A 21,613-nucleotide genomic window follows, 5' to 3' on the forward strand; every position below is an offset into this window, starting at 1 on the left:
GCCGGGGGCGGTGCGCGCGTGCCCGAGGAGAGCGAGGTGGGACCGGTGACCGACGCCCGGGCCGAGTCCGTCGTGGACCCCCTGGTCGCAACCCTGGTCGGGCCGCACGTCCTGATCGCCGACGGGACCGAGGCGTCCCGGGAGCGCGGGTTCCTGTCCGGCCTGGGCCCGTCGGGGCCGCCGCTCGTCATGCTGGTCGGGACGGCCTACCGCCGGTCGGGCCTCGCGGCGGAGCTCCTCGGGCTGCTGCGCGAGGTGATGTCCGGCCCCGCGGGTGCCGACGGCGAGCTGTGGCTCGCGGTCACCGACATCGCCGCCCTGGGTGCCAGGCTGCAACAGGTCGTCGACGCCACCGGTGTCGCGCTCGTCGCCCCGTCTGGGGCCATGCGGTTCTCCGTCGGGTCCGGCATCCTCACCGGCCCCACGGTCGGCGGCGCGGGATGGGTGCGTTTCGCACCGGGGGTGGCCCCGCAGGCGCACGGCACCCGCTTCCCGCGCCCGGACTGGGAGGGCGCGCTGCCCGGCGAGCCCACGGTCGTCGAGGGCGCGGCCGTCGAGCCGGTGCCCGCCGGCCTCGCGGTCCGCGGCCTCCCCGCGCCGGAGGAGGGCCCCGGGGACGACGACGTGGCGCTGCGTGCCGTTCTCGACCGACGCTTCGTGCAGCTGCTCGTCGGCGGCGCCGGTGCCGTCCCGTCGCCGGAGGCGGTCGCCGCCGCCGCGCGGACGATCACCTCCGACGGCCCCGTCCTGGTCGCGCCGCTCACCCCCGCAGCGCTCACCGACGGGTTCCCGGCGGCTCTGGGCGAGGCGCTCGGTACGGACTTCGCCCTGGGCACCGGTGTCGCGCTGCGGACGTCGTCGGGGGTGGAGACCTTCGCCGTCGAACCCGGGCGGGAGACCCGGATGCGTCCCTTCCCGACGGTGCTGCGCCAACGCCTCGACGGGGGGCAGGAGGTGCTGTCGGTCGGCCTCCCACCGGCCGGGTGGACCGCGCGGGGCTGCGGCTACGTCCGTGGCGACGCCGTCGCCACGGTCGTCCCCTCGGGCCTGGTCCTCGGTGCCGGGGACGCCGGGCCGGCGCCGGCCGATCCCCACGACCCGACGGTCTGGACCCTCCACCTCGGCCACGACGGCGAGCCCGTCGGGGCGGAGCTCCTCGCCGCCGCCCGGTCGCTCGTCGACTCCCTCGACGACGAGCGCCGCGCCCGCCACCGGGTCCGGCTCCGCGGGGTCTGGGCCACCCCGGAGGTCGCCGACCGCGCCGTCTCCCTCGGCCTGCTGCCCCGGCCGGCCCCGGCGAGCTGGGACACCACCGTGCCCGACCTGCGGGTCGAGTCGGCCGGCCGCCCGATGCCCGTTCCGGCCGTCGCGGAACCGTCCACCCCCGGCGGCCACCCGACCCTCGGTGACACACCGCAGCCGTCGGAGGCCGGCGACGGCGCGACCGGCGGTGCGGCCCCGCCACCGGCCGACGACGTCGTGCCCACGGGACCCGCCGCCGACGTCGGGCCGACCGGCCCCGTCACCGGGAACGGCGCCGCCGACGGTCCCGGTGCCGGGGACACGACCCCCGCGGCCACGACCGGGCCCGCCGACCGGGCCGGGGCACCCGAGCTGCCACCGCTCGTCGTCGAGGACCGGCCCAGCACGGGCAAGGAACGCGAACGGTTCGTCGCCGCCGCGGGGGACCAGTACACCGAGGCCCTGGCGACGGTCAACGCTGCGCTGGCGTCCTGGCCGTCGCTGCGCACCGGGGACGCGTCCGGTGTCAAGACCGACCTGGCCGCGGTGTGCCTGCACCTCGGCGACGGCGACCGTGGCGGCGGCGCCGTCAACGAGGGCGTCCGGGCCGGCCGCCGCGACCTGCCGGAGGGGCAGCTGGCCTGCCTGGTCTCCGGGCTGCGTCGCCTCCCGACGCACCGGCGCCCGGTGCTGCGCCAGGGGCAGGCGCCGCAACCGCCGTCGGACCACACCGTGGTGGGCGGGACGCTCGCCGAACCGGGTTTCCTCAGTGCCACCGGCGAGCTCGACGTGACCGTCCCCGACGCCGGGTACGACGTCCTCATCTGGCCGACCACGGCGCGCCGCACGAGCGAGCTCGTCGCGGGCCGCCCCGTCGCCGAGGTCGTCTTCCCGGCCGGTACGCGGTTCCGGACCATCGGTGTGCGGGATGCGCCCGCACCTCAGGACGTCGACGGCGGGCCGGTGGCGCCGCGCCTCGCCCTTCTCGTCCGCGAGCTCGGCGCGGACGAGGGCGAGGGCGCCGGTGGCACCCACCGAGGAGACCCGGATCGGCGAGCGCGACCAGGCGGCGCTGACCCGACTGGAGCGGGCCCTGGAGCGTCGCCGCCGGATGGTGCTGCGGACGGTGGAGGACCCGGATCTGGTCCGACGCCTCACCGTCCCGCTCCTCACGGTCGACGCGGGCGCGACCGGCGACTCGGCCGCCGCGTCGTGAGGTCGGCGAGGTCCCGCGCGGTCGGCCGGGCCGTGGCGCTCGGTGCGGCCGTGCTCGTCACGGCGCTGACCGCCCCACCGGCCCTCGCCGCGCCGCCGGCCCTCGCCGCCCCGGCGGTACGGCCGGGCTGCCTGCCCCCGCCCACGGTGACCGAGCCGACCCTGCCCTGGGCCCAGCGCCAGCTCGCGCCGCAGCGGGTGTGGCCGGTGACCCGGGGTGCCGGAGTGGTCGTCGCCGTCGTCGACACCGGGGTCGACGCCCGGACCCCGCAGCTCGCGGGCGCACACGTCCTCCCGGGTGCCGACGTCGTGTCCGACGGCCCCGCCGACGACGACTGCTACGGCCACGGGACCTTCGTCGGCGGCATCATCGCCGCGCAGCCGGTCGCGGGCAGTGGGTTCGCCGGGATCGCCCCCGACGCGACGCTGCTGCCGATCCGGGTCACGGTCCCGGGCCCGGACGGCGACGCCGGCCGGGTGACCGCCGCGTCCCTGGCCGCGGGCATCCGCCGGGCCGTGGACGAGGGCGCCCGCGTGATCAACGTGTCGGCCAGCACCAGCATCCCGGACGCCGGGCTCGCCGCGGCGGTGGCCCACGCCGCCGCCCGCGACGTCGTCGTGGTCGCCTCGGCCGCCAACGGGGCACGCACGGGCGATCCCGTCACCTACCCGGCCTCGTACCCGACGGTGATCGCGGTCGGGGCCGTCGACGCCGAGGGCGGGCGCGCCGACTTCTCCCAGACCGGCCCGTACCTGTCCCTGGTCGGCCCCGGCAGCGACGTCGTCAGCATCGGACCGGGAGGGCCCGGCCACTGGCAGGGCAGCGGCACCAGCTACGCGGCGCCGTTCGTGGCGGGCACCGCCGCCCTCGTCCGCGCCTACCGGCCCGACCTGCGTGCCGACCAGGTCAAACACCGGTTGGAGACGACCGCGACGCACCCCGCGGTCCCGCTCCCCGACCCGGCACTCGGCTGGGGCACGGTGAACCCGGTCGATGCCGTCACGGCCGTGCTGCCCGAGGAGGGAACGGGGCGGGAGGCCGCCGTCGTGGCTCCACCGGTCCGCGCACCCGAGCCGGTCGCCCCGTCGTGGGGGCCGCTGACGGCGCTGCTCAGTGTGCTCGCCGCCGCCGGTACGGCCGCGGTGGTCGTGCTGCTGGTCCGGCTGGGGCCTGCCGCGCGCCGTCGTCGGTGGGCCCCGCCCCGGCGCGTCGAGGTCCGCGGACCCGCTCCGGCCGACGGTGGCGCGGGCGGTCCGGCGGACGACGGCGGTGTGCCGGAGCGGCCCGCCGGCATCCGGGCCGGATGAGCGGGTCCCGGGTCGTCCCGGGACGACGGGGGCCCCGGTGCGCGGTCGTCGACCGCGCACCGGGGCCCGTGCCGCAGCGGCGGTCAGTGCAGGGCGGCGTCCAGGTCACGCGGCAGCGGCCGGGACGGAGCGGCCAGGCCCGTCAGCGCGGCGGGGGAGAGCAGCTCGCCGACCTCGTCGGGGTCGAGCAGCCCCCTGGCCACCGCGATGTCGCCGACCGGACGGCCGGTGGCCAGGGACTCCTTGGCGATCTCCGCGCTGGTCGCGTAGCCGAGCGCGGGCGAGAGCGCGGTGACGATCCCGACCGACCCGCGCACCCCCTCCTCCAGGTGCTCACGGTTCGCGGTGATCCCGTCGACGCACCGGTCCGCCAGCGTCCGCGCCGCGGCCTCCAGGTGCGAGGCCGACCGGATCAGCCCGTAGACGATGATCGGCTCGAAGGCGTTGAGCTGCAGCTGCCCGCCCTCGGCGGCCATGGTGACGGTGAGGTCGTTGCCGATGACCTCGAACGCCACCTGGTTGACCATCTCGGGAATGACCGGGTTGACCTTCCCCGGCATGATCGACGATCCGGCCTGGGCCGGAGGCAGGTTGATCTCGGACAGGCCCACCGAGGGGCCCGACGACGTCAGGCGCAGGTCGTTGCACACCTTCGAGAGCTTCACCGCGACCCGCTTCAGGACGCCGGAGACCTGGACGAACGCCCCGCAGTCCTGGGTGGCCTCGATCGGGTCGCCCGCCGGGACGACCTCCTTGCCGGTGATGTCGCGCAGGTGCGCGCAGGCCAGCCGTGCGTAGTCCGGGTGCCCGTTGATCCCGGTCCCGATCGCCGTGCCACCGAGGTTGCTCTCGAGCAGCAGCTCGGCGGCCTCGCGCAGCCGGAGGCAGTCCTCGCCCAGCATGGTGGTGTAGGTGCCGAACTCCTGGCCCAACGTCATGGGGACCGCGTCCTGGAGCTGGGTCCGGCCCATCTTGACGATGTCGTGGAACTCGGCGGACTTGCGCGCGAACGCGGCCGCCAGGTGCTGCAGGGCGGCCATCAGCTCGTGCAGGTGGGACCCGATGGCGAGCCGGATCGCCGTCGGGTACACGTCGTTGGTCGACTGGCCCAGGTTGACGTGCGTCAGCGGGTCCAGCTCCGCGTAGTCACCCCGTCGGTGTCCGAGCAGCTCCAGGGCCCTGTTCGCGACGACCTCGTTCGCGTTCATGTTGGTCGAGGTCCCCGCGCCACCCTGGATCGGGTCGAGGGGGAACTGGTCGGCCAGCGCGCCCGCGCGCAGCTCCCGGCAGGCCGCGACGATCGCGTCGGCCCGGTGCTCGTCCAGCCGCCCGAGGTCCCGGTTGGCCAGGGCGGCCGCCTCCTTCACCGCGGCCAGTGCCTGCACCAGCCGCGGGAAACCCCCGATCGTCTCGCCGGTCACCGCGAAGTTGGCGACGGCCCGTGCCGTGTGCACCCCCCAGTACCGGTCCGCGGGCACCTCGACCGTGCCGAGGGAATCCCCCTCCGTACGCGTCATCGCGTTCATGGCTGCTCCCCACTCTTGACAACGACTGCCAGACTACTCAATGTTGGACGCGAAGTGCAAAGCCCAGAGTGCAATATATTGCACGCGAACAGCAGCTAGGAGTCACAATGGCCGTGTCCCCGACGCCGTCGACGCCCCAGGAGCCACCGCCGCCGCGAGCCGGCCGCGGCTCCGTGGCCGCACGCGTGCACTGGCGTTTCTGGCGCTACCCGATCGGTGTCCAGTCGCTGATCGCGGTGGCCCTCGGTGCGGCGGTCGGCTGGGCGTTCCCCGCGGTCGGCGAGGGTCTGAAGATCCTCGGTGACGCGTTCCTGAACGCGGTCCAGATGGTCGTCGTCCCCCTGGTGTTCCCGCTGATCGTGCTGGGCATCTCGCGGATGGAGTCGGTCAAGAAGGTCGGCCGCATCGCCGGCAAGTCGATCCTCTACTTCGAGATCGTCACCACGGTCATCCTGCTGCTGGCCGTCGGCCTGGCGAAGGCGTTCGACCTCGGCGTCGGCGCCCCGACCTCGGGCGGCGACGCGGCCGCGGTGGGCGACCTCCAGCAGGGCGTGGACTTCCACGAGCTGCTGCTGCACGCGATACCGAAGAACGTGTTCCAGGCGTTCGCGGAGGGCAACCTGCTCGGCGTCATCGTGTTCGCGACGCTGGTGGGCATCGCCCTGGCCGCGCTCGGGGAGAAGGCCCGCCCGGTCAACGACGTCCTCGACTCCTTCGCCGGCGCCATGTTCAAGGTCGTCGGCTACGTCATCGCGTTCGCCCCACTGGGCGTGCTCGGGTTCATCGCCTACGACGTCGCGCGCTACGGCTTCGGCAACCTGGTGAGCCTGCTCGGCTTCGTCGGAGTGGTCTACCTGGGGCTGATCCTCGTCCTCGGCGTGATCTTCCCGATCATCGCGGCGATCTACGGCGTGCGCTACGTCGCGATGCTGCGCTCGATCGGCGACCTGGCCGGGCTGGCGTTCGTCACCCGCAGCTCGGAGGCGGTCCTGGCCCCGCTGCTGGGGCGTCTCGAGCAGTTCGGCGTGAGCCGCTCGACCTCGTCGTTCGTGGTCCCGCTGGGCTACTCCTTCAACACCGACGGCTCGGTGCTCTACCAGGCCGTCGCCCTCGTGTTCATCGCCAACGCCTTCGGTCTCGACACCTCCTGGGGCAGCCTGCTGCTGATGGTCGGGGTGCTCGTCGTGCTGTCCAAGGGCATGGCCGGGGTCGCCTCGGCGTCGGTGGTCGTGCTGCTCGCCGCGAGCACGACGATCGGGCTGCCGCCCGAGGGCGTGGCGCTCCTGCTCGGCGTCGACTTCATCGTCGACATGGCCCGTACCGGGGTGAACGTCGTCGGCAACTCGCTGGCGGCGGCGGTCATCGACCGGTCGGAGATCCGGGGGGCCCGGCGGCGCGGTGAGCCGCTGCCCGCCGACCTCGACGCGGCCGCTGCCGCCGACGCCGCTGCTGCTGCCGACCCCGCCGACCACGCCGGCGGTGCCGGGACCGAGGCGGCCGCGGGTGCCGGGGACGGGCGTCCGGTGCGCACCGCGCCGGTCACGGCGGACCGTGCCGGGGCGCCCGCCCCGGACGAGCGGGTCGACGCCACGCAGGGATCGCAGGGCTGATGATCGCGCCGGAACGCACCCCGCACGCGACCGGGCCGGTCGCGGCGCGGGTCCCGTCCGGGCCCGTCGCACCGGATGCCCCGGTGATCGGGATCCTGGGCGGCATGGGTCCCGCGGCCACCGCGGACTTCTACGCCAAGCTCGTGGACGCGACCCCCGCGGTCCGGGACCAGGAGCACCGCCGGGTCGTCATCTGGTCCGACCCGACGGTGCCCGACCGCACCGAGAGCCTGCAGGGGCGCGGACCGGACCCCCTGCCCTGGCTGCGCGCGGGCGCGGAGAAGCTGCAGGAGGCCGGGGCGACGCACATCGCCATCCCCTGCAACACCGCCCACGCGTTCGTTCCGGAGCTGCTGCGCTACGTCGACGTCCCGGTCGTGCACATGATCGACGAGGTCGCCCGACACCTCGCCGGCGCGGCGCCGCCGTTCCGGTGCGCGGGCCTGCTCGCGACCGACGGGACCGTCGGCACCGGGCTCTACCAGGACTGGTTGCACCGCAGGGGGGTCGAGGTGATCGTGCCCGACGCCCGCGACCAGCAGGCCGTGATGACAGCGATCCTGTCGATCAAGGCCGGTCGTCGCGGTGCGACCGAGACCGCGGTCCTGGCCGCGGTCGCCGACCGGCTCGCCCGGGCCGGTGCGGAGGCGGTCGTGGCCGGGTGCACGGAGATCCCGTTGTGCCTGGCCACGACCGACGTCACGGTGCCGCTGCTGGACCCGGCACGGATCCTGGCCCGGGCGATGGTCGCGTTGACCGCACCGATTTAACGTGTCGTTGATATATCGTGTGCTGCATGCAGATCGCTCCCGTCCCGCGCCGCCTGCTCAGCGACGAGGTGTTCGCGCGTCTGCGCGACGCCATCGTCCGGTTCGAGCTGCTGCCGGGGGAGAAGGTCCGTGACACCGAGCTCGCGGAGCGGTTCGGCCTGAGCCGGACCCCGGTGCGGGAGGCGCTCAACCGGTTGGCGGACACCGGGCTGGTCGAGGCCAAGCCCGGTGTCTACACCCGGATCACCCCGCTGGACCGGACCGATGCCGAGCGCGCGCTGGCGGTGCTGCGGGCGCTGGACACCCTCGCCGTCGGCACCGCGGTGCCCCGGATGACCGCGGCCGACCTGGAGGAGATGCGTGCGGCCAACCGCGACTTCGAGCGTGCGGTGGTCTCCGACGACACCGACGCCGCCCTGGAGGCCGACGACCGCTTCCACGGCGTGCCGCTGCGCGGCGCGGACAACCCGACGCTGACCCGGATCGTCGAGCAGCTGCACCCGCAGATCCACCGGATCCTCTACCGCAAGTTCTCCACGCTGCTGGGCGGTCGCAACACGATCGAGCACCACGACGCGTTCGTGGACCTGTGCGCCTCCGGCGACGGCGCGGCCGCCGCGGCCTCGTCGGGGCAGCACTGGGAGCGGCTCGGTGGGCACATCACGGAGCTGTTCGCGACCAACCAGCTCGGCTGATCCGGTGCCGGCGCGGTACCCGCCGCGCCGACACCGCGCCGGTCACCCGACGTCGTCGGTGCGGGGTGTCTGCACCAGGCGCACCGACCGCCTGCGGTCGACGAACTGGCCTCGCCCTGGCGGCAGCGTGCGCGGCCGCACCGTCCCGAGGAAGCGACCCTCCTCGCGCGGGCAGGACAGCAGCAGCGCGGGGGTGCCGAGCTCCCACATCCGCCGGATCCCGGCGTTCATCATCGACCGCGAGGCGCCACCGGTGCTGCGGGCGATCACCAGGTGCAGGCCGATGTCGGCGCCCTGGGCGAGCAGCGGCACCAGCGGTTCGAGCGCGCCGGCGCCCATCCCGCCCTCCATCAGCTCGAAGTCGTCGACGAGCACGTAGTAGCGCGGGCCGGTCCACCAGTCCCGGCGCGGCAGCCGGTCCGGGGTGATGTCCGGTCCGGGAACCCGGGCGCGCAGCGTCTCCCCGACCGTCCGCAGTGCCGTCGTCAGTGCGTCGACGCCGACGGAGTAGTCCTGCTGGTACTCCTGGCCGACCGCGTCGTAGAGCTCGCGGCGCACGTCGCCGAACACGATCCGGACCTCGTCGGGGGTGTGGTGGGCGGCGACGCTGCGCGCGACGTGGCGCAGCAGCCCCGTCTTGCCGGTCTCGGTGTCGCCGTACACCAGCAGGTGCGGGCTGGCGTCGAGATCCCACCACTGCACACCGAGCCGGGTCTCCTCGACACCCAGCGCCATCCGCATCTCCGCGGTCGCGCTCGCCGCCGTCGGCGCGGGGAGGTCCGCGGGCGAGAGCCGCCCGGGCAGCAGCCGTACCGGAGGGGCGACCGGTGCCCGGGGCGTGGTCAGGGCCTCGGTGAGCTCGACGGTCGCCTCGGACAGGTCGTCGGTGGCGCCGGAACCGTCGATGCGCGGCAGCGCGGCCAGGAAGTGCAGCTTGTCCCGGGTGAGTCCGCGGCCGGGGCGCCCCTCCGGCACGGTCGCCGCCACCCGGCTCCCCACCTCCGAGTCCACCGGGTCACCGAGCCGCAGTTCGAAGCGGGTGCCGAGGACGTCGCGCAGCCAGGGGCGCATCTCCGCCCAGCGGTTGGAGGCGATGATCAGGTGGATGCCGAAGCCGAGTCCGCGCGCGGCCAGCTCCTGGAACCGTTCCTCCAGCTCCTCGTAGTCCTGCCGGACCGTGTACCAGCCGTCGACGACGAGCATCACGTCGCCGTAGGGGTCGACGTCGAGGAAGCGGCCGTCGCGGCGGGCCCGCCGGTAGGTCGCCATGGAGTCGATGTTGTGCTCGGCGAACAGGGCCTCCCGCCTCGCCAGCAGGTTGGTCACCTCCAGCACCGTGCGGGTGACCCGGTCCCGGTCGAGCCGGTTCGCCACCGAGCCCACGTGCGGCAGCCCGGACAGCGACGACAGCGTGCCGCCGAAGTCGAGGCAGTAGAACTGCACCTGTGCGGCGGAGTGGGTCAGCGCCAGCGACGCGATGACCGTGCGCAGCAGGGTGGACTTGCCGGTCTGCGGCCCGCCGACGACGCCGACGTTGCCGCCGGCCCCGGACAGGTCGGCGGTCAGCAGCTCGCGTCGCTGCTGGGCCGGCAGGTCGATCAGCCCGACCGGGGCGCGCAGGGTGCCCGAGTCCAGGGCGCCGACGGCGCGCAGCCCCAGCTCCGGGTCGTCGACCAACGGGGGGAGCAGCTGGTCCAGCGCGGCCGGGACGACGAGCGGCGGCAGCCACACCTGGTGGGCCCGCGGCCCGATCCCGGTCAGCCGCCCCAGCAGCACGTCGATCATCGTGCGGGTCTCGGTCGGCTCCTCGGGCTCCGGCTCCTCGGCCTCCGGGAGGACGGGTGGCGGGAGGTACTCGGTCCCGAACGCCACCACCTGCTGCTCGACGTCGTCGCGGCGCCGGCGCCGCCGGGCCGGGCGGTAGGTGGCCGAGGAGTAGGCGCCCTTGAACCGCAGCAGGGTCTGGGTGTCCGGACGGAGGTAGCCGTTGCCCGGGGCGGAGGGCAGCTCGTAGGCGTCCGGGACGCCGATGATGCTGCGGCTGTCCCCGGCGGAGAAGGTGCGCAGCCCGATCCGGTAGGACAGGTGGGTCTCGACCTTGGAGATCCTGCCCTCGTCGAGGCGCTGGCTGGCGAGCAGCAGGTGCACCCCGAGGCTGCGGCCCAATCGGCCGATCATGGCGAACACGTCGACGAACTCCGGCTTGGAGGCCAGCATCTCGCTGAACTCGTCGACGACGACGAGCAGGGCGGGCATCGGTTCCAGCGGCGCCCCGGCGGCGCGGGCGGCCTCGTAGTCCCGACGCGAGGCGTGCTCGAACCGGCGCAGGTGCTCCTGGCGTCGGTTCAGCTCACCGGTCAGCGCGTCCTGCATCCGGTCGACGAGCTCCAGCTCGTCCTCCAGGTTCGTGATGACCGCGGAGGTGTGGGGCAGCGAGTCGAACCCGAGGAACGCGGCACCACCCTTGAAGTCGACGAGCACGAAGTTGAGGTCCTCGGAGGTGTGCGTCGTCGCCAGGGCGAGCACCAGCGTCCGCAGCAGCTCGGACTTGCCCGACCCGGTCGCGCCGATGCACATGCCGTGCGGCCCCATGCCGTCCTCGGCGGACTCCTTGTGGTCCAGCTCGAGCGGTGCGCCGGCGGCGGAGATGCCGATCGGCACCCGCAGCCGTCGCTGGGCGCCGGCCCGGCCGCTGCGGTAGCGGACCGGGTCGAAGGTCCGTACGTCGCCGAGCCCGAGCAGCGCGGCGAGGTCGTAGTCCGAGGCCAGCGGCTCCTCGGCCGTCCCGGTCGCGGTCCCGATCCGGAATCGGGCCACGGTGCGTGCCAGCGCCGCGGCCGCGGCCGGCCCCAGCCTGTCCGGGCGGCAGAGCGGTCTCGGTCGCGGGCGGCCCAGCCGGTCGAAGACCACGGTGCGGACCTCGTCCGGGTCGACCTCCAGGAACAGCGCGTCGGCCCGCTGTGTCCACGGCAGCGAACCGCCGACGTCCAGGAGCACCGTGTTGCGGTAGCCCTCCAGTACACAGCGGTGCTCCGGGTGCACGCCGACCCCGTCGAGGACCAGCACGACCAGCGGCTCGGTCGCGGTGACCGGGGAGCCCGCCTCGAACCGCGGGCGTCCGGCGAACGCCGGGCCACCGAGCAGGTCCTCCGCCTCGGCCAGGCTGTCGGTCACGATCCGCCGCGCGCCTGCGGCGTCGGGGGAGTCGGGGTCCTGGCCGTGCGGCAGCCACTTGCACCAGTCCCAGCGGTGCCGGTTCTCGTCGCTGCAGGCCACCGCGACCCGCAGGTCGGCGGGGCCGTGCGCGGTGACCAGCTGGGCCAGCATGGCGCGGGCCAGCCCGAGGACGGCCTCGTCGTCGCCGGTCATCTGGATCTGGGCGAACCCGCGGACGTAGACCGCGATCGGGGCGTTGGGGACGGTCGAGTAGGCGCGCAGGAAGCGGCGGAGCGCATGTGCCGACAGCGGTTCCAGGTCCTCCACAGGCTTGGTCTCCGGCGGCGTGAGCGCCAGCGACGACCGCCGGGTCCCCAGCCCGATCCGGATCTCGCCGAAGTCGTCGTGCGAGGGACGGCGCTCCCACAACCGGTAGCCCAGGGCGATCGACCAGAGCGAGCGCGGATCCGGGTGCAGCCACTTCGCCGCCGTCTGCTGGGCGGCCAGCGAGCGGCGGACGCGACCGCGCAGCTGGGTGAGGTAGCGGACGTAGTCGCGCCGCAGCCCGTGCAGCTTCTGCTTGTGGTTGACGGAGTTGCGCAGCAGCCCGACCAGCATCATGCCCATGGCGGACAGCACCATCAGGCCGCCGCCGACGTAGATCAGCGGTCCGCCGCCGGGCCGGACGAACATCATGACCATGGCCAGCGAGCCGAGGCCCATCGGCGCGTACATGAGCGCCGAGCTCATGCCGCCGCCCGTCTCCTCGGGGACCGCGGGCGGCTCCTGGATCTCGACGGTCTCGTCGGGCACCGGGGGCTTCTGACGGCGCGCCCGGCGGGCGAACAGTTCGGTGCTCACGCGCTTCCCCTTCGTGGGTGATCTCCCCTGGAAAGCCCGGGCGGGGCCGCGGCGCCGCGTGCGTACGCGGGGGCGGACCTAGCGTTCCGGGCGGTTCGCGGTGGTCGACACCCTGGCAGGAGAGGACCCGAGGAACCGTGACGCAAGAGCAGATCCAGCATCGCACACGCAGCTCGGCCCGGCTACGTTTCGTCCTCGGTGAGAAGTCCGCGGACATCACCGTGCCGGCCGAGGTGCCGCTCGCCGACCTGCTGCCGGCGGTGCTGCCGCACTTCGGTGGCGACGTGATCGAGCAGGGTGCCGAGCACGAGGGCTGGGTGCTGCAACGGCTGGGCGACCCGCCGTTCGACGAGGAACGCACGACCGGCGAGCTGGGCCTGCGCGACGGCGAGGTGGTGCACGTCCGGCCACGGGCCGACGGGCTGGCCCCGATCGACTACGACGACGTCGTGGACGGTGTGGGGGAGCAGGTCCGCAACCATCCCTGGTCGTGGACCGACGGCCGGACCCGGGCCATGCTGCGACTCCTGGCGGCGCTCGCGCTGCTGACGGGTGTCCCGCTGGTCCTCCAGGTCACCGTGCCGGCGCTGGCGCTCGGGCTGGCCGGGGCCACGGCGGTGGTCCTGTTGGGAGCGGCGGGGCTGGTCGCGCGCAGCGGCGCCGGGACGGTGCCCGCGGCCGGGCTGGCCGGTGTCGCCGTCTGTTACGCCACCACCGGTGGTGCGCTGCTGATCCGTCTCATCGAGCCGGCCGCTCCTGTGATGACGGTGGTCGCCTGCGCCGCGGCGCTGGGCCTGATGGCACTCGCCGTCGGGACCGCGCTGGTCGCCGACGGCGCGCTGCTGTTCGTCGGGGCCGCGACGGCGGGCCTGGTCACGGCCGCCGCCGGCCTGGCCGGAGCGCTGGGCGGGGTGTCGGCGCCGAGGGCCGCGGCGATCGCGGTGGTGCTGTCGCTGGTGGCCGGGGTCTTCGTCCCGTCCATGGCCTTCCGGCTGTCCGGCCTGCAGCTCCCGCTGCTGCCGGGGGAGCCCGAGCAGCTCTCCGACGACGTCGAGCCGGTGCCCTACGCGCTCGTCGTGGAGCGGGGGACGGCGACGGTCGGGTACACCGCGGCCCTGCACGTCGGGCTCGGGGCGGCACAGCTCGTGCTGCTGCCCGTGGTGCTCGTCGAGGGCACCGTCTGGGCGGTGGTGTTCGTGCTCGTCGTGGCGGCGCTGATGGCGCTGCGTGCCCGGCACCTGGACTCCGTGGTGGCCCGGTGGGCGGCGCTCGCGCCGGTGCTCACCGCGCTCGTGGCGTGCGCGGTCGGGGTCGCCCCGGTGCTGTCGCCGACCGCCCGGGTGCTGGGGCTGTGGCTGCCGGTGCTCGCGGCGGGCGCGATGCTCGCCGTGGCGGCCGAGCGGCTGCCCGGCCACCGGCTGCGGCCGTACTGGGGCCGGGCCGTCGAGATCGTCGAGTCGCTCACGGCGGTCGCGGTGCTGCCGCTGCTGTTGCAGGTGCTGGGCGTGTTCGCCTGGATGCGCGGACTGGCGGGCTGAGCAGGTGCAGTCGCGTCGGGACCAGGTCCAGGCCTACTTCTACGTCGTCGGGCGGATGACTTCCGCGGTCACCCACGGCCGGCCGGACGTCATCCGTCCGCCGGGGCGCCGGCTGAGCACCGGGCTCGCCATCGGCGTGCTGATCGCGGCGGTCCTCTGCGCGGGGTTCGGCGTGTACGGGCTGTTCCAGCCGGGTGGGAACACCTCGTGGCGCACGGCGGGCGCGCTCGTCACCGAGAAGACCTCCGGGGCCCGGTTCGTGTACCTGAACGGGACGCTGCACCCGGTGCTCAACCTGGCCTCGGCCCGGCTGGCGAGCGGCTCGGCCGCGGCGCCGACGTCGGTGTCGGCCGCGTCGCTGGCCGGCACCCCGGTGGGGGCACCGATCGGCATCCCGGACGCGCCGGACTCCCTCCCCAGCGCCACCTCGCTGAACCGGGCCCCCTGGACGGTGTGTGCGAGCCCGCCCACCGCGGGCAGCGTCGGGCCGCCCACCCTGTCGCTGCTGCTCGGCGCCCCCGCCGGTCCCGAGCCGGCGGACGACGAGGGACTGCTCGTCGCCACCCCCGACGGCCAGGAGAGCCTGGTCTGGCAGGGCCGTCGGCACCGGATCGGTGGACCCCGTGTGGCCGCCGCGCTGGGCTACGACGACGTCGCCCCGGCACCGGTGCAACCCGGCTGGCTGTCGGCGGTGCCGGCCGGTCCGGACCTCGTCGCGCCGGCGGTGAGCTCCGCCGGCGCCCCGGGGCCCACCATCGCCGGGCGGCCCAGCCGGGTCGGGCAGGTGTACCAGGTCAGCAACCCCGCGCTCGCCTCGGACGACCTCTACCTGGTGCGCGCCGACGGTGTCGTCCCGCTCACCCGGACGATGGCCGCCCTGGCGATGTCGAGCGGCGGGAGCACGGTCCGGGTGGGGCCCGCGGACATCGCGACGGTGCCACGGGCGGCCGGTGTGGAGCTCGGTCATGACCTGCCCCCGGTGCCGCCCCGGTTGGTGGTGACCCACCAGGAGGACGTCCCCTGTGTCCGGGTCGACGTCGCCGACGCCGACGCCCCGGTGCGGATCGGGACCCTGCCGGCCACCGCGGTCGCGGCGGCCACCGTCCCGGCCGGGACGCACACGCCGGGGGTGCAGGCCGACCGGATCGGGATCCCCGCCGCGTCCGGAGTGCTCGCGCGGGTGGCGTCCGCGCCCGGGGCCGCGCCCGGAGCGGCGTTCCTCGTCACCGACATCGGGGTGCGGTTCCCGGTCGCCGACGACGACGCCCTGTCCGCGCTGGGCATGCAGGGCGGCAGCGCGGTCGCGGTGCCCGAGCAGCTGCTGGAGCTGCTCCCCACCGGTCCGGTGCTCGACCGGGAACCGGCACTGCAGACCAGGTCACCGCAGCAGTGACCGCCCGTGCGCGACTTGGCGGGGGAAATCCCCACCGATCGTGCGAACGGACGTAAGCCGTTACGTCGGCGACGACCAGGACCGATTCACTGCAGGCGTCGGGAACCCGATCGACGGAACGCACCAGGAGGCTCGGCCGGACTGGGCCGGGCCCCGACCCGGAGGACCAACATGGCGCTGACCAAGGCGGACATGCCGCGGATCGAATCGACCGCGACGCAGCACGACGAGACCGGCAACGGTGTACATCAGCTCATCCGCACCGCCGCGTCCGAGGTGGAGGGTCAGTTCGACCCGACGTCGAGCGAGCTGGCGAAGGCGACCCACGCGGCCTGGCTCGACCTCCAGGAGTTCGGCAAGAAGGCACAGGCGGACCTGCAGCACATGGGTGAGGCGATGCGCCGGGCTGCGACCGAGAACATGCAGACCGACGTCGAGAGCGCCGGCTCCGTCCCGCAGTCCAACTGATCCCGATCCCCTGAACAGGTAAGGAGTCCCGCAGATGGACACCATGTTCTACCAGTACGAGCAGATCGAGGAAGCCCTCGCGGCGATGAAGCGGTCGGCGCAGGCGCTGCAGGACGAGACCTCGCAGCTGCGCAGCGCGGTGCAGCAGCTGTTCGGTGCGGACTTCGTCGGAGCCTCGGCGGAGCAGTACAACACCACCGCCAACGAGCTCCAGCAGCAGCTGCAGGCGAAGAACCAGTACATCGACGACCTGCACCGCCAGGTCATGGACTCGATGCAGCGCATGCAGGCGTCCGACCGCGCGGGCGTCAACGCGTTCTGATGTCCCGGCCGGTGTCACCCCGGTGGGGTGACACCGGCCTTCGGTCGTTGCGGAGGACGGAGCTGGGATGGGCAAGGACACCAAGGTCGACCGGGCCGCCATCGACGAGGCGGCCGGCAAGCTCGGGAAGCTGATGGACGACATGAAGGCGTTCACCGATCTCGCCCCGCACTGGCCGGACGCGGGCTATTTCTCCGTGGCCCAGTACGTCGAGCGGCGGGTCGACGACCGGCGCAACGCCGTCATCGACCATGCGAAGCGGATGAAGACGATCCTCGAGGCGATGGAGCCCTCGCTCAAGGACGTGTCGAAGATGCTGGTCGACGTCGACTCCGACAGTGCCGCCGCCGTCGGCAAGCGTATCGACGAGATGCGCGCCGACGCCGACGCCGAGATCGTCAAGCAGGCCAACGAGATCGAGCACGAGCAGCACAACTTCACCCCCGGCGACGAGTCGGAGGAGAGCAACACCTCCGACGGCGACGGCTACGACGACACCCAGGGCCAGATCATCACCAACGGGCCCAAGGGTGAGGAGGGCGTGGGCAGCGTCCCGAAGGACGAGGTGCTCAAGGCCCCCAGCGAGACCGAGGACACCGACCAGGACACCACTCGCGACGAGTTCCTGGACGAGTACAAGAAGGACAAACCCGGCTCCTGATCTCGGTCGCCGCCGCGCTGTCACCGCATTCCCGAGAGGACACCCAGGACCATGGTCGATCAGACACGCGTCGACGTCGGCGCCGTCACCGCATCCGCCGACGCGGTCGGTGCCCTGTTGCCCCCGAGCTCAGCCCCCCGGGACCGGCTCGGCGCGGACTGGTCGCCCTCGGGATCGTTCGCGGCGGCGCAGCAGCTCGACGCGGTGACCGATGCGCGCACCCGGGAGCTGCTCGACCACGTCGCCGCTCTCCGCACCGAGCTCGGGGAGTTCGGCGGCGCCCTCGCCGACACCGCCCGCAACCTGGTCGAGACCGACGTCGTCTCCGGTTCGCGGGTGACCGACCTGCCCGGTGACGAGGTCGTCGATGCCTGACGCCGACGACTCGGACGCGTTCGGCCTCGCCGGGCAGGACACCGCGCCGCCTCCGGCGTTCGACGCCGCGGACTTCAAGACCTGGACGACGCTGCAGGCCCGGGTCGCGGGCATCGCGCCCCAGGAGGGCCAGTCGGCCGCACCGGCGGCGTGGAAGGAGTTCGGCGACCAGTTCCAGACCGCCACCGAGCGTCTCCAGTCGATCAACGACGACGTCGCGAAGCTGGTCAAGCAGGTCGACGAGGCGCTGGAGGGGCAGGCCGGATCGGCCTTCCAGGACTACGCGAACGGCGTGCTGAAGGAGAGCAAGGCCTTCGCCGCGGTCCTGGCGGACGAGAAGTACGCCGACACCGTCCGCGGCATCGGCACCGACATCGCCGCGTTCCGCGACAAGTGGTGGGAGACGGTCCAGCAGAGTTGGAAGGACCGTCGCGCGGCCCAGGACAAGGTGCGGGCGAAGGCCATCTCGGCCGTGACGCTCGTGGCGGCGTATCCGGCCCTCGTCGACGACGTCGTGCAGACGTACAAGAACGTGGTCCGCCGGATCGAGAACGAGTACGAGGACAAGCTCGTCAAGGAGCTCCAGAAGCAGCTGGGCGGGCTCGCGGACGACTACTCGACGGCGGCCAAGGACATGGCTGCGCTGGAGCTTGTGCGCGGCGAGAAGGCACGGGGGTCGAAGGAGGCCGTCGCCAAGCTCGACAAGGACGACGACAAGAAGGACGACGACAAGGACAAGGACGACAAGGACGGCGACAAGGACGAGGACGAGGGCAAGGACGGCGAGACGGACGAGGAGAAGACCCCGGCCGTCGAGGAGCTGGAGGAGCGGGTCGACGAGCTGGAGGAGCGGGTCGAGGAGCTGGAATCCGGCGGCGAGGGCACCGGCGGATCCGGCGGCCTGGGAGACGGCCTCGGCGAAGGCTCTGGCTCTGGCTCGGGTGAGGGTTCTGGTGAAGGCTCGGGTGCCGGCGGGGGCACGGGCGGTGGCACGGGCTCCGGCGGTGGGAGCGGAGGCGGCGACTCCGCCCGCGACAAGGCCCTGAACGACGCCAAGAACGCGGCCGGCAAGGCGATCGACGACCTGGCCGGTGGTGGCGCCACCGGCGGGGGACCGGGCAGCGGTACCGGTGGGGACCCCGGTTCCGGCTCCGGGGAGAAGGGCGGCTCCGGCGGAGGCGTCCCGGCCCCCGAGATCCCGGATCTGTCCACCGAGTCGCCGGGCGGCGGCGCCGCGGACGGCACCGGGGGCGGGACCGGCGGCGGGACCGGCGGCGGTGGCACGGACCCGCAGCGTCAGGCCGCGCTCGACCAGGCGAAGAAGGCAGCCGGAGAGGCGATCGACGACCTCCGCGGCGGGGGCTCCGACCCGACCCGGGACTCGGCTCTCGAGGACGCGAAGAACGCCGCGAACCGTGCGATCGACGACCTGGCGGGCGGCGTCGGTGGCCCCGGCGACGGTTCGTCCGGCGGTGGCGTGCCCGGCGCGGGCGGTGGCCTGCCGGGCTCGGGCGGCGGCACACCCGGGTCGGGGACGAGCGGCGGGGCGAAGTCACCGTCGTCGGGCGGCGGCAGCGGGACCGGGGCGGAGGCAGCCAAGCGCGACCAGGCCCTGGAGGACGCGAAGAAGGCCGCGAACCAGGCCATCGACGATCTGCAGAAACCGGTGTCCGAGGGCGGCTCCGGCGACGGGAGCGGCTCGGACACGGGGAGCGGTTCCGACAAGGGGAGCGGCTCCGGCGGGGCGAGCAGCGATCCCACGCGCGACCAGGCGATGGAGGACGCGAAGTCGGCCGCCCAGAAGGCGATCGACGAGCTGCGTACCGACGACCCGGCCCGCAACGAGGCACTCGACCAGGCCAAGGAGGCCGCGAACAAGGCCATCGACGACATGGGCCGCGAGGGCGACACGGCGCTGAACCCCGGCGACCGCGGCCTGCTCGACCAGGCACACGGGGCGGCCAACAAGGCACTCGCCGAGCTGGGAGCGGACGCCACGCCGGAGGAGCGGCGGGCGGCCGTCGAGAAGGCGATCGACGACCTGGGCAACCCCACCGGCGACCCGCACCGCCAGGCCGTCCTGGACGAGCTGAAGGACACGGCGACCGACGCCCTGGGCGACGATCCGCACGGCCGGACCTCGGACGCGATGGACAAGGCGTTCGAGGCACTCGGTCAGGACGCGGCCGACAAGACCGGCCTCGGCGGCGACGCCGGGGGCCGCACGGCGAGCGAGGGCGGCGGCTCCGGCGGCGGCAGCTCGGTGACGCCGCCGGATCTGCCGTCGGCGTCGGAGCTGATGGGCGAGGACGGCAGCGGCGGTGGTGCGGGCGGCGGCTCCGGCGACGGTGCCGGGGGCGGCCCGGGAGACGGCTCGGAAGGCGGCTCGGCCGAGAAGGCCTCGGTGACGCCGCCGGATCTGCCGTCGGCGTCGGAGCTGATGGGCGAGGACGGTACCGGCGGTGGTGCGGGCGGCGGCTCGGGCGACGGCGCCGGTGGCGCCGGGGGTGGCCTCGGCGGTGGTGCAGGTGGCGGCCCGGGTTCCCTCGACCCGAGCCACGCACAGTTCGACACCGACGTCGCGTCCGAACGCGGCTTCAGCACCCCACCCGGTGGGGTCCCGAACGGGCAGGTGCTGCCCGCCGCCAACGGCGGTGCCGCCGGTCCGATGGGTGGTGGCATGCCGATGGGTGGCATGCCCATGGGTGGCGCCGGGATGTCGCCGCAGGGCATGGGGCAGGAGCGCGAGCGCGAGCCGCACACCTGGCTGCAGGCCGAGGGCGGGATCTGGGACGAGGACACCGACCACCTCGCGCCCGGTGTGATCGGACGGACCTGACCGTGACCGCCCCCGTCCCACCGGCGGACGCCGGTTTCGACGCGGTCGTCGCCCAGCTGCTCGCGGCCGACCCGGACGTGCTGTACCGGCGGGCGGCCGCGATCGACGCGGTCGTCGCCGAGCTGGAGACGGCCCGCGACGGCCTGCGTCGCGAGACCCACCGCGTCCAGGAGGTGATGCTCGGCGCGACCGCCGACGGGTTCGTCGCCGAGTCCGCGGCGAAAGCGGCCGCGATGGAACGGTCACTGGACGCCGTCCGGAGCTGGTCGCCCGCGCTGCGCCGCGCGGCCGACGAGCTCGCCCGTGCCCGCAGCGCGGCGCAGTCGTTGCGTGAACAGCGCGCCGCCTGGGCCGGGCACCCGCAGGCAGCCGAGGTCGAGGAGACCTTCGCCGCGGCGGCCCGGGCCGAGCTGGCCCGCGTGGAGACCGTGCTCGGCGCCGTCGGCGGCGCACAGCAGCCGATCGCGGCGGTGCCGGGATCGGTGCCCGCCGGCGGCACCACGGCGACGCCGACGTCGGCCACCGCACCGCCCCAGCCGACGGTGGTCACCGCGATGCAGCAGACCTCGCCGGCCCCCACGGCCGGTATCCCGGGGCTGACCGCACCCGGCCCGGAGGCGGCCGGCGTCCGTGCGGCCTCGGTTCAGGCGACCCCGGCCCCGGCGACCGTCGGCGCGGTACCGGAGGGCACTCCCGCGGCGCCGGGCGAGGTGGCGTTCGCTCCGGCGGCGTTCGCGCTCGGTGGTCAGGCGCTCGGTGCCCCGGCCGCCGCTCCGGCCGCGGCGGTTCCCAGCGGCACGCTGCAGTCCGCTCCGGTGCTCGCCGCGCGGGCCCCGGCCGTGGCCCCGTCGGGGGTGCTGGGACGCCCGACCGAGACCGGCCGGGCGGTCACGCCGGCGACGGTCACCGTTCCGGACGGCACCCGGACGGCTCCGGCCACGCAGGAGCCCGTCGCGCCCGTGCGGTCGCTCGGGGCCGTCGTCCCGGGCTCGTCCGCCCAGAGCGACGCCGCGATGCCGGGCGGCGTCGTCGGGATGGCCACCGGCGGGGTGCTCGGACGCGGCGGGACCGAAGGCCGGACCCCGGCCGGGACGGCTCCGTCCCCGGCCGGGGAGCGGACCGACGCGACCCGTCGCGGGTCGGAGCGCGCGACCGGCGCGGAGACGGTCGATGCGGTGGCGGTGCCGCAGCTCGAGGCACCGCGGACCGCGGGGGTGTCCGTCCCCTCCACGACCCCGGAGCGGGTCCGTCCGGACCTCGGCCCGGTGCCGTCGGCGCCGGCTCCGTCGTCCTCGCTTCCCGCGTCGTCCGGGGGAGCGGCGACCCGGATGTCGACCCTTCCGGTCACCGGCGACACGGCGGCCATCGCGACGCTGCCGGTCACCACCCCCACCCCGGACCCCCGCGTCGGCGGTCGCCTCCCCCTCGGCCCGGCCGGCGCCGACGTGGGAACGCCCGGTGCCGGGCCGACGGGGGCCCCGTTCATGCCGATGGGTGCCGGGATGGCCGGCGGGATGAACCAGAACGACGACCGCACCCGCGAGACCTCGCTGACCGCTGATCCCAGCAACTGGCGCGACGACGGCGTACCGGGCGTGCTGGGCCGAACGTGAGTCCCGCACCCGCCCGACCAC

Annotated in this window: 14 protein-coding genes; 12 read left to right on the forward strand and 2 right to left on the reverse strand. The window is 74.6% G+C overall.

Annotated elements, in window-relative coordinates:
• The first annotated feature begins 18 nt into the window (after positions 1 to 18).
• Entirely contained in the window at positions 19 to 3,765 is a 3,747-nt protein-coding gene (mycP, locus tag KPL59_RS36740; RefSeq protein WP_226360180.1) for a type VII secretion-associated serine protease mycosin, read from the forward strand.
• Between the two features lie 83 nt (positions 3,766 to 3,848).
• Here mycP and KPL59_RS05890 read toward each other — a convergent pair whose 3' ends face one another.
• Complete coding sequence (locus KPL59_RS05890; RefSeq protein ID WP_226360537.1) at positions 3,849 to 5,282, reverse strand: aspartate ammonia-lyase; 1,434 nt, start codon at positions 5,280 to 5,282, stop codon at positions 3,849 to 3,851.
• A 116-nt stretch (positions 5,283 to 5,398) separates the two neighbouring features.
• Here KPL59_RS05890 and KPL59_RS05895 point away from each other — a divergent pair, with 116 nt between their 5' ends.
• Genes KPL59_RS05895 through KPL59_RS05905 form a run of 3 tightly spaced genes read left to right on the forward strand, consistent with a single transcriptional unit; the run spans position 5,399 to position 8,366 of the window.
• Complete coding sequence (locus KPL59_RS05895) at positions 5,399 to 6,901, forward strand: dicarboxylate/amino acid:cation symporter (RefSeq protein ID WP_226360181.1); 1,503 nt, start codon at positions 5,399 to 5,401, stop codon at positions 6,899 to 6,901.
• Positions 6,901 to 7,671, forward strand: a complete 771-nt coding sequence (locus KPL59_RS05900) for an aspartate/glutamate racemase family protein (RefSeq protein WP_226360182.1) — start codon at positions 6,901 to 6,903, stop codon at positions 7,669 to 7,671. Before KPL59_RS05895 ends, KPL59_RS05900 begins: the two co-directional genes overlap by 1 nt.
• 26 nt (positions 7,672 to 7,697) lie before the next feature.
• Complete coding sequence (locus KPL59_RS05905; RefSeq protein WP_226360183.1) at positions 7,698 to 8,366, forward strand: GntR family transcriptional regulator; 669 nt, start codon at positions 7,698 to 7,700, stop codon at positions 8,364 to 8,366.
• A gap of 42 nt (positions 8,367 to 8,408) precedes the next feature.
• Here the strand turns inward: KPL59_RS05905 and eccCa are convergent, their stop codons facing one another.
• Complete coding sequence (gene eccCa, locus KPL59_RS05910) at positions 8,409 to 12,383, reverse strand: type VII secretion protein EccCa (RefSeq protein WP_226360184.1); 3,975 nt, start codon at positions 12,381 to 12,383, stop codon at positions 8,409 to 8,411.
• 137 nt (positions 12,384 to 12,520) lie between these two features.
• On the opposite strand from eccCa, the gene eccD reads away from it, so the two are divergent.
• The 8 genes from eccD to KPL59_RS05955 all read left to right on the forward strand — a co-directional run bounded on the left by eccD (position 12,521) and on the right by KPL59_RS05955 (position 21,592).
• The gene (gene eccD, locus KPL59_RS05915) at positions 12,521 to 13,921 is read left to right on the forward strand and encodes a type VII secretion integral membrane protein EccD (protein ID WP_226360185.1); all 1,401 of its coding nucleotides are present in this window, start codon (positions 12,521 to 12,523) and stop codon (positions 13,919 to 13,921) included.
• A 4-nt stretch (positions 13,922 to 13,925) separates the two neighbouring features.
• A complete protein-coding gene (gene eccB / locus KPL59_RS05920; protein WP_226360186.1) occupies positions 13,926 to 15,314 on the forward strand; it encodes a type VII secretion protein EccB in 1,389 nt (462 codons plus the stop codon).
• A gap of 171 nt (positions 15,315 to 15,485) precedes the next feature.
• Positions 15,486 to 15,782, forward strand: a complete 297-nt coding sequence (locus tag KPL59_RS05925; RefSeq protein ID WP_226360187.1) for a type VII secretion target — start codon at positions 15,486 to 15,488, stop codon at positions 15,780 to 15,782.
• Between the two features lie 34 nt (positions 15,783 to 15,816).
• Positions 15,817 to 16,104, forward strand: coding sequence for a WXG100 family type VII secretion target (locus tag KPL59_RS05930; RefSeq protein ID WP_149663379.1), 288 nt, complete (start codon positions 15,817 to 15,819; stop codon positions 16,102 to 16,104).
• 67 nt (positions 16,105 to 16,171) lie between these two features.
• Positions 16,172 to 16,765, forward strand: coding sequence for a hypothetical protein (locus KPL59_RS05935; RefSeq protein WP_226360188.1), 594 nt, complete (start codon positions 16,172 to 16,174; stop codon positions 16,763 to 16,765).
• Positions 16,766 to 16,816: 51 nt separating this feature from the next.
• The gene (locus KPL59_RS05940; RefSeq protein ID WP_226360189.1) at positions 16,817 to 17,140 is read left to right on the forward strand and encodes a hypothetical protein; all 324 of its coding nucleotides are present in this window, start codon (positions 16,817 to 16,819) and stop codon (positions 17,138 to 17,140) included.
• Positions 17,133 to 19,979: a hypothetical protein gene (locus tag KPL59_RS36505; RefSeq protein WP_305080526.1), complete on the forward strand. Its 2,847-nt coding sequence runs from the start codon at positions 17,133 to 17,135 to the stop codon at positions 19,977 to 19,979. The genes KPL59_RS05940 and KPL59_RS36505 overlap by 8 nt, the downstream gene beginning before the upstream one ends.
• Positions 19,980 to 19,981: 2 nt before the next feature.
• The gene (locus tag KPL59_RS05955) at positions 19,982 to 21,592 is read left to right on the forward strand and encodes a hypothetical protein (protein ID WP_226360190.1); all 1,611 of its coding nucleotides are present in this window, start codon (positions 19,982 to 19,984) and stop codon (positions 21,590 to 21,592) included.
• The last annotated feature ends 21 nt before the right edge of the window (positions 21,593 to 21,613 follow it).

This window comes from Pseudonocardia sp. ICBG1142, from assembly GCF_020496255.1.
GTDB lineage: Bacteria > Actinomycetota > Actinomycetes > Mycobacteriales > Pseudonocardiaceae > Pseudonocardia.

Bases quoted from the DNA above. Each gene is read 5' to 3' on its own strand.
- KPL59_RS05890 (WP_226360537.1), bottom strand. From the start codon at position 5,282: ATGACGCGTACGGAGGGGGATTCCCTCGGCACGGTCGAGGTGCCCGCG.
- KPL59_RS05895 (WP_226360181.1), top strand. From the start codon at position 5,399: ATGGCCGTGTCCCCGACGCCGTCGACGCCCCAGGAGCCACCGCCGCCG.
- KPL59_RS05900 (WP_226360182.1), top strand. From the start codon at position 6,901: ATGATCGCGCCGGAACGCACCCCGCACGCGACCGGGCCGGTCGCGGCG.
- KPL59_RS05905 (WP_226360183.1), top strand. From the start codon at position 7,698: ATGCAGATCGCTCCCGTCCCGCGCCGCCTGCTCAGCGACGAGGTGTTC.
- KPL59_RS05925 (WP_226360187.1), top strand. From the start codon at position 15,486: ATGGCGCTGACCAAGGCGGACATGCCGCGGATCGAATCGACCGCGACG.
- KPL59_RS05930 (WP_149663379.1), top strand. From the start codon at position 15,817: ATGGACACCATGTTCTACCAGTACGAGCAGATCGAGGAAGCCCTCGCG.
- KPL59_RS05935 (WP_226360188.1), top strand. From the start codon at position 16,172: ATGGGCAAGGACACCAAGGTCGACCGGGCCGCCATCGACGAGGCGGCC.
- KPL59_RS05940 (WP_226360189.1), top strand. From the start codon at position 16,817: ATGGTCGATCAGACACGCGTCGACGTCGGCGCCGTCACCGCATCCGCC.
- KPL59_RS36505 (WP_305080526.1), top strand. From the start codon at position 17,133: ATGCCTGACGCCGACGACTCGGACGCGTTCGGCCTCGCCGGGCAGGAC.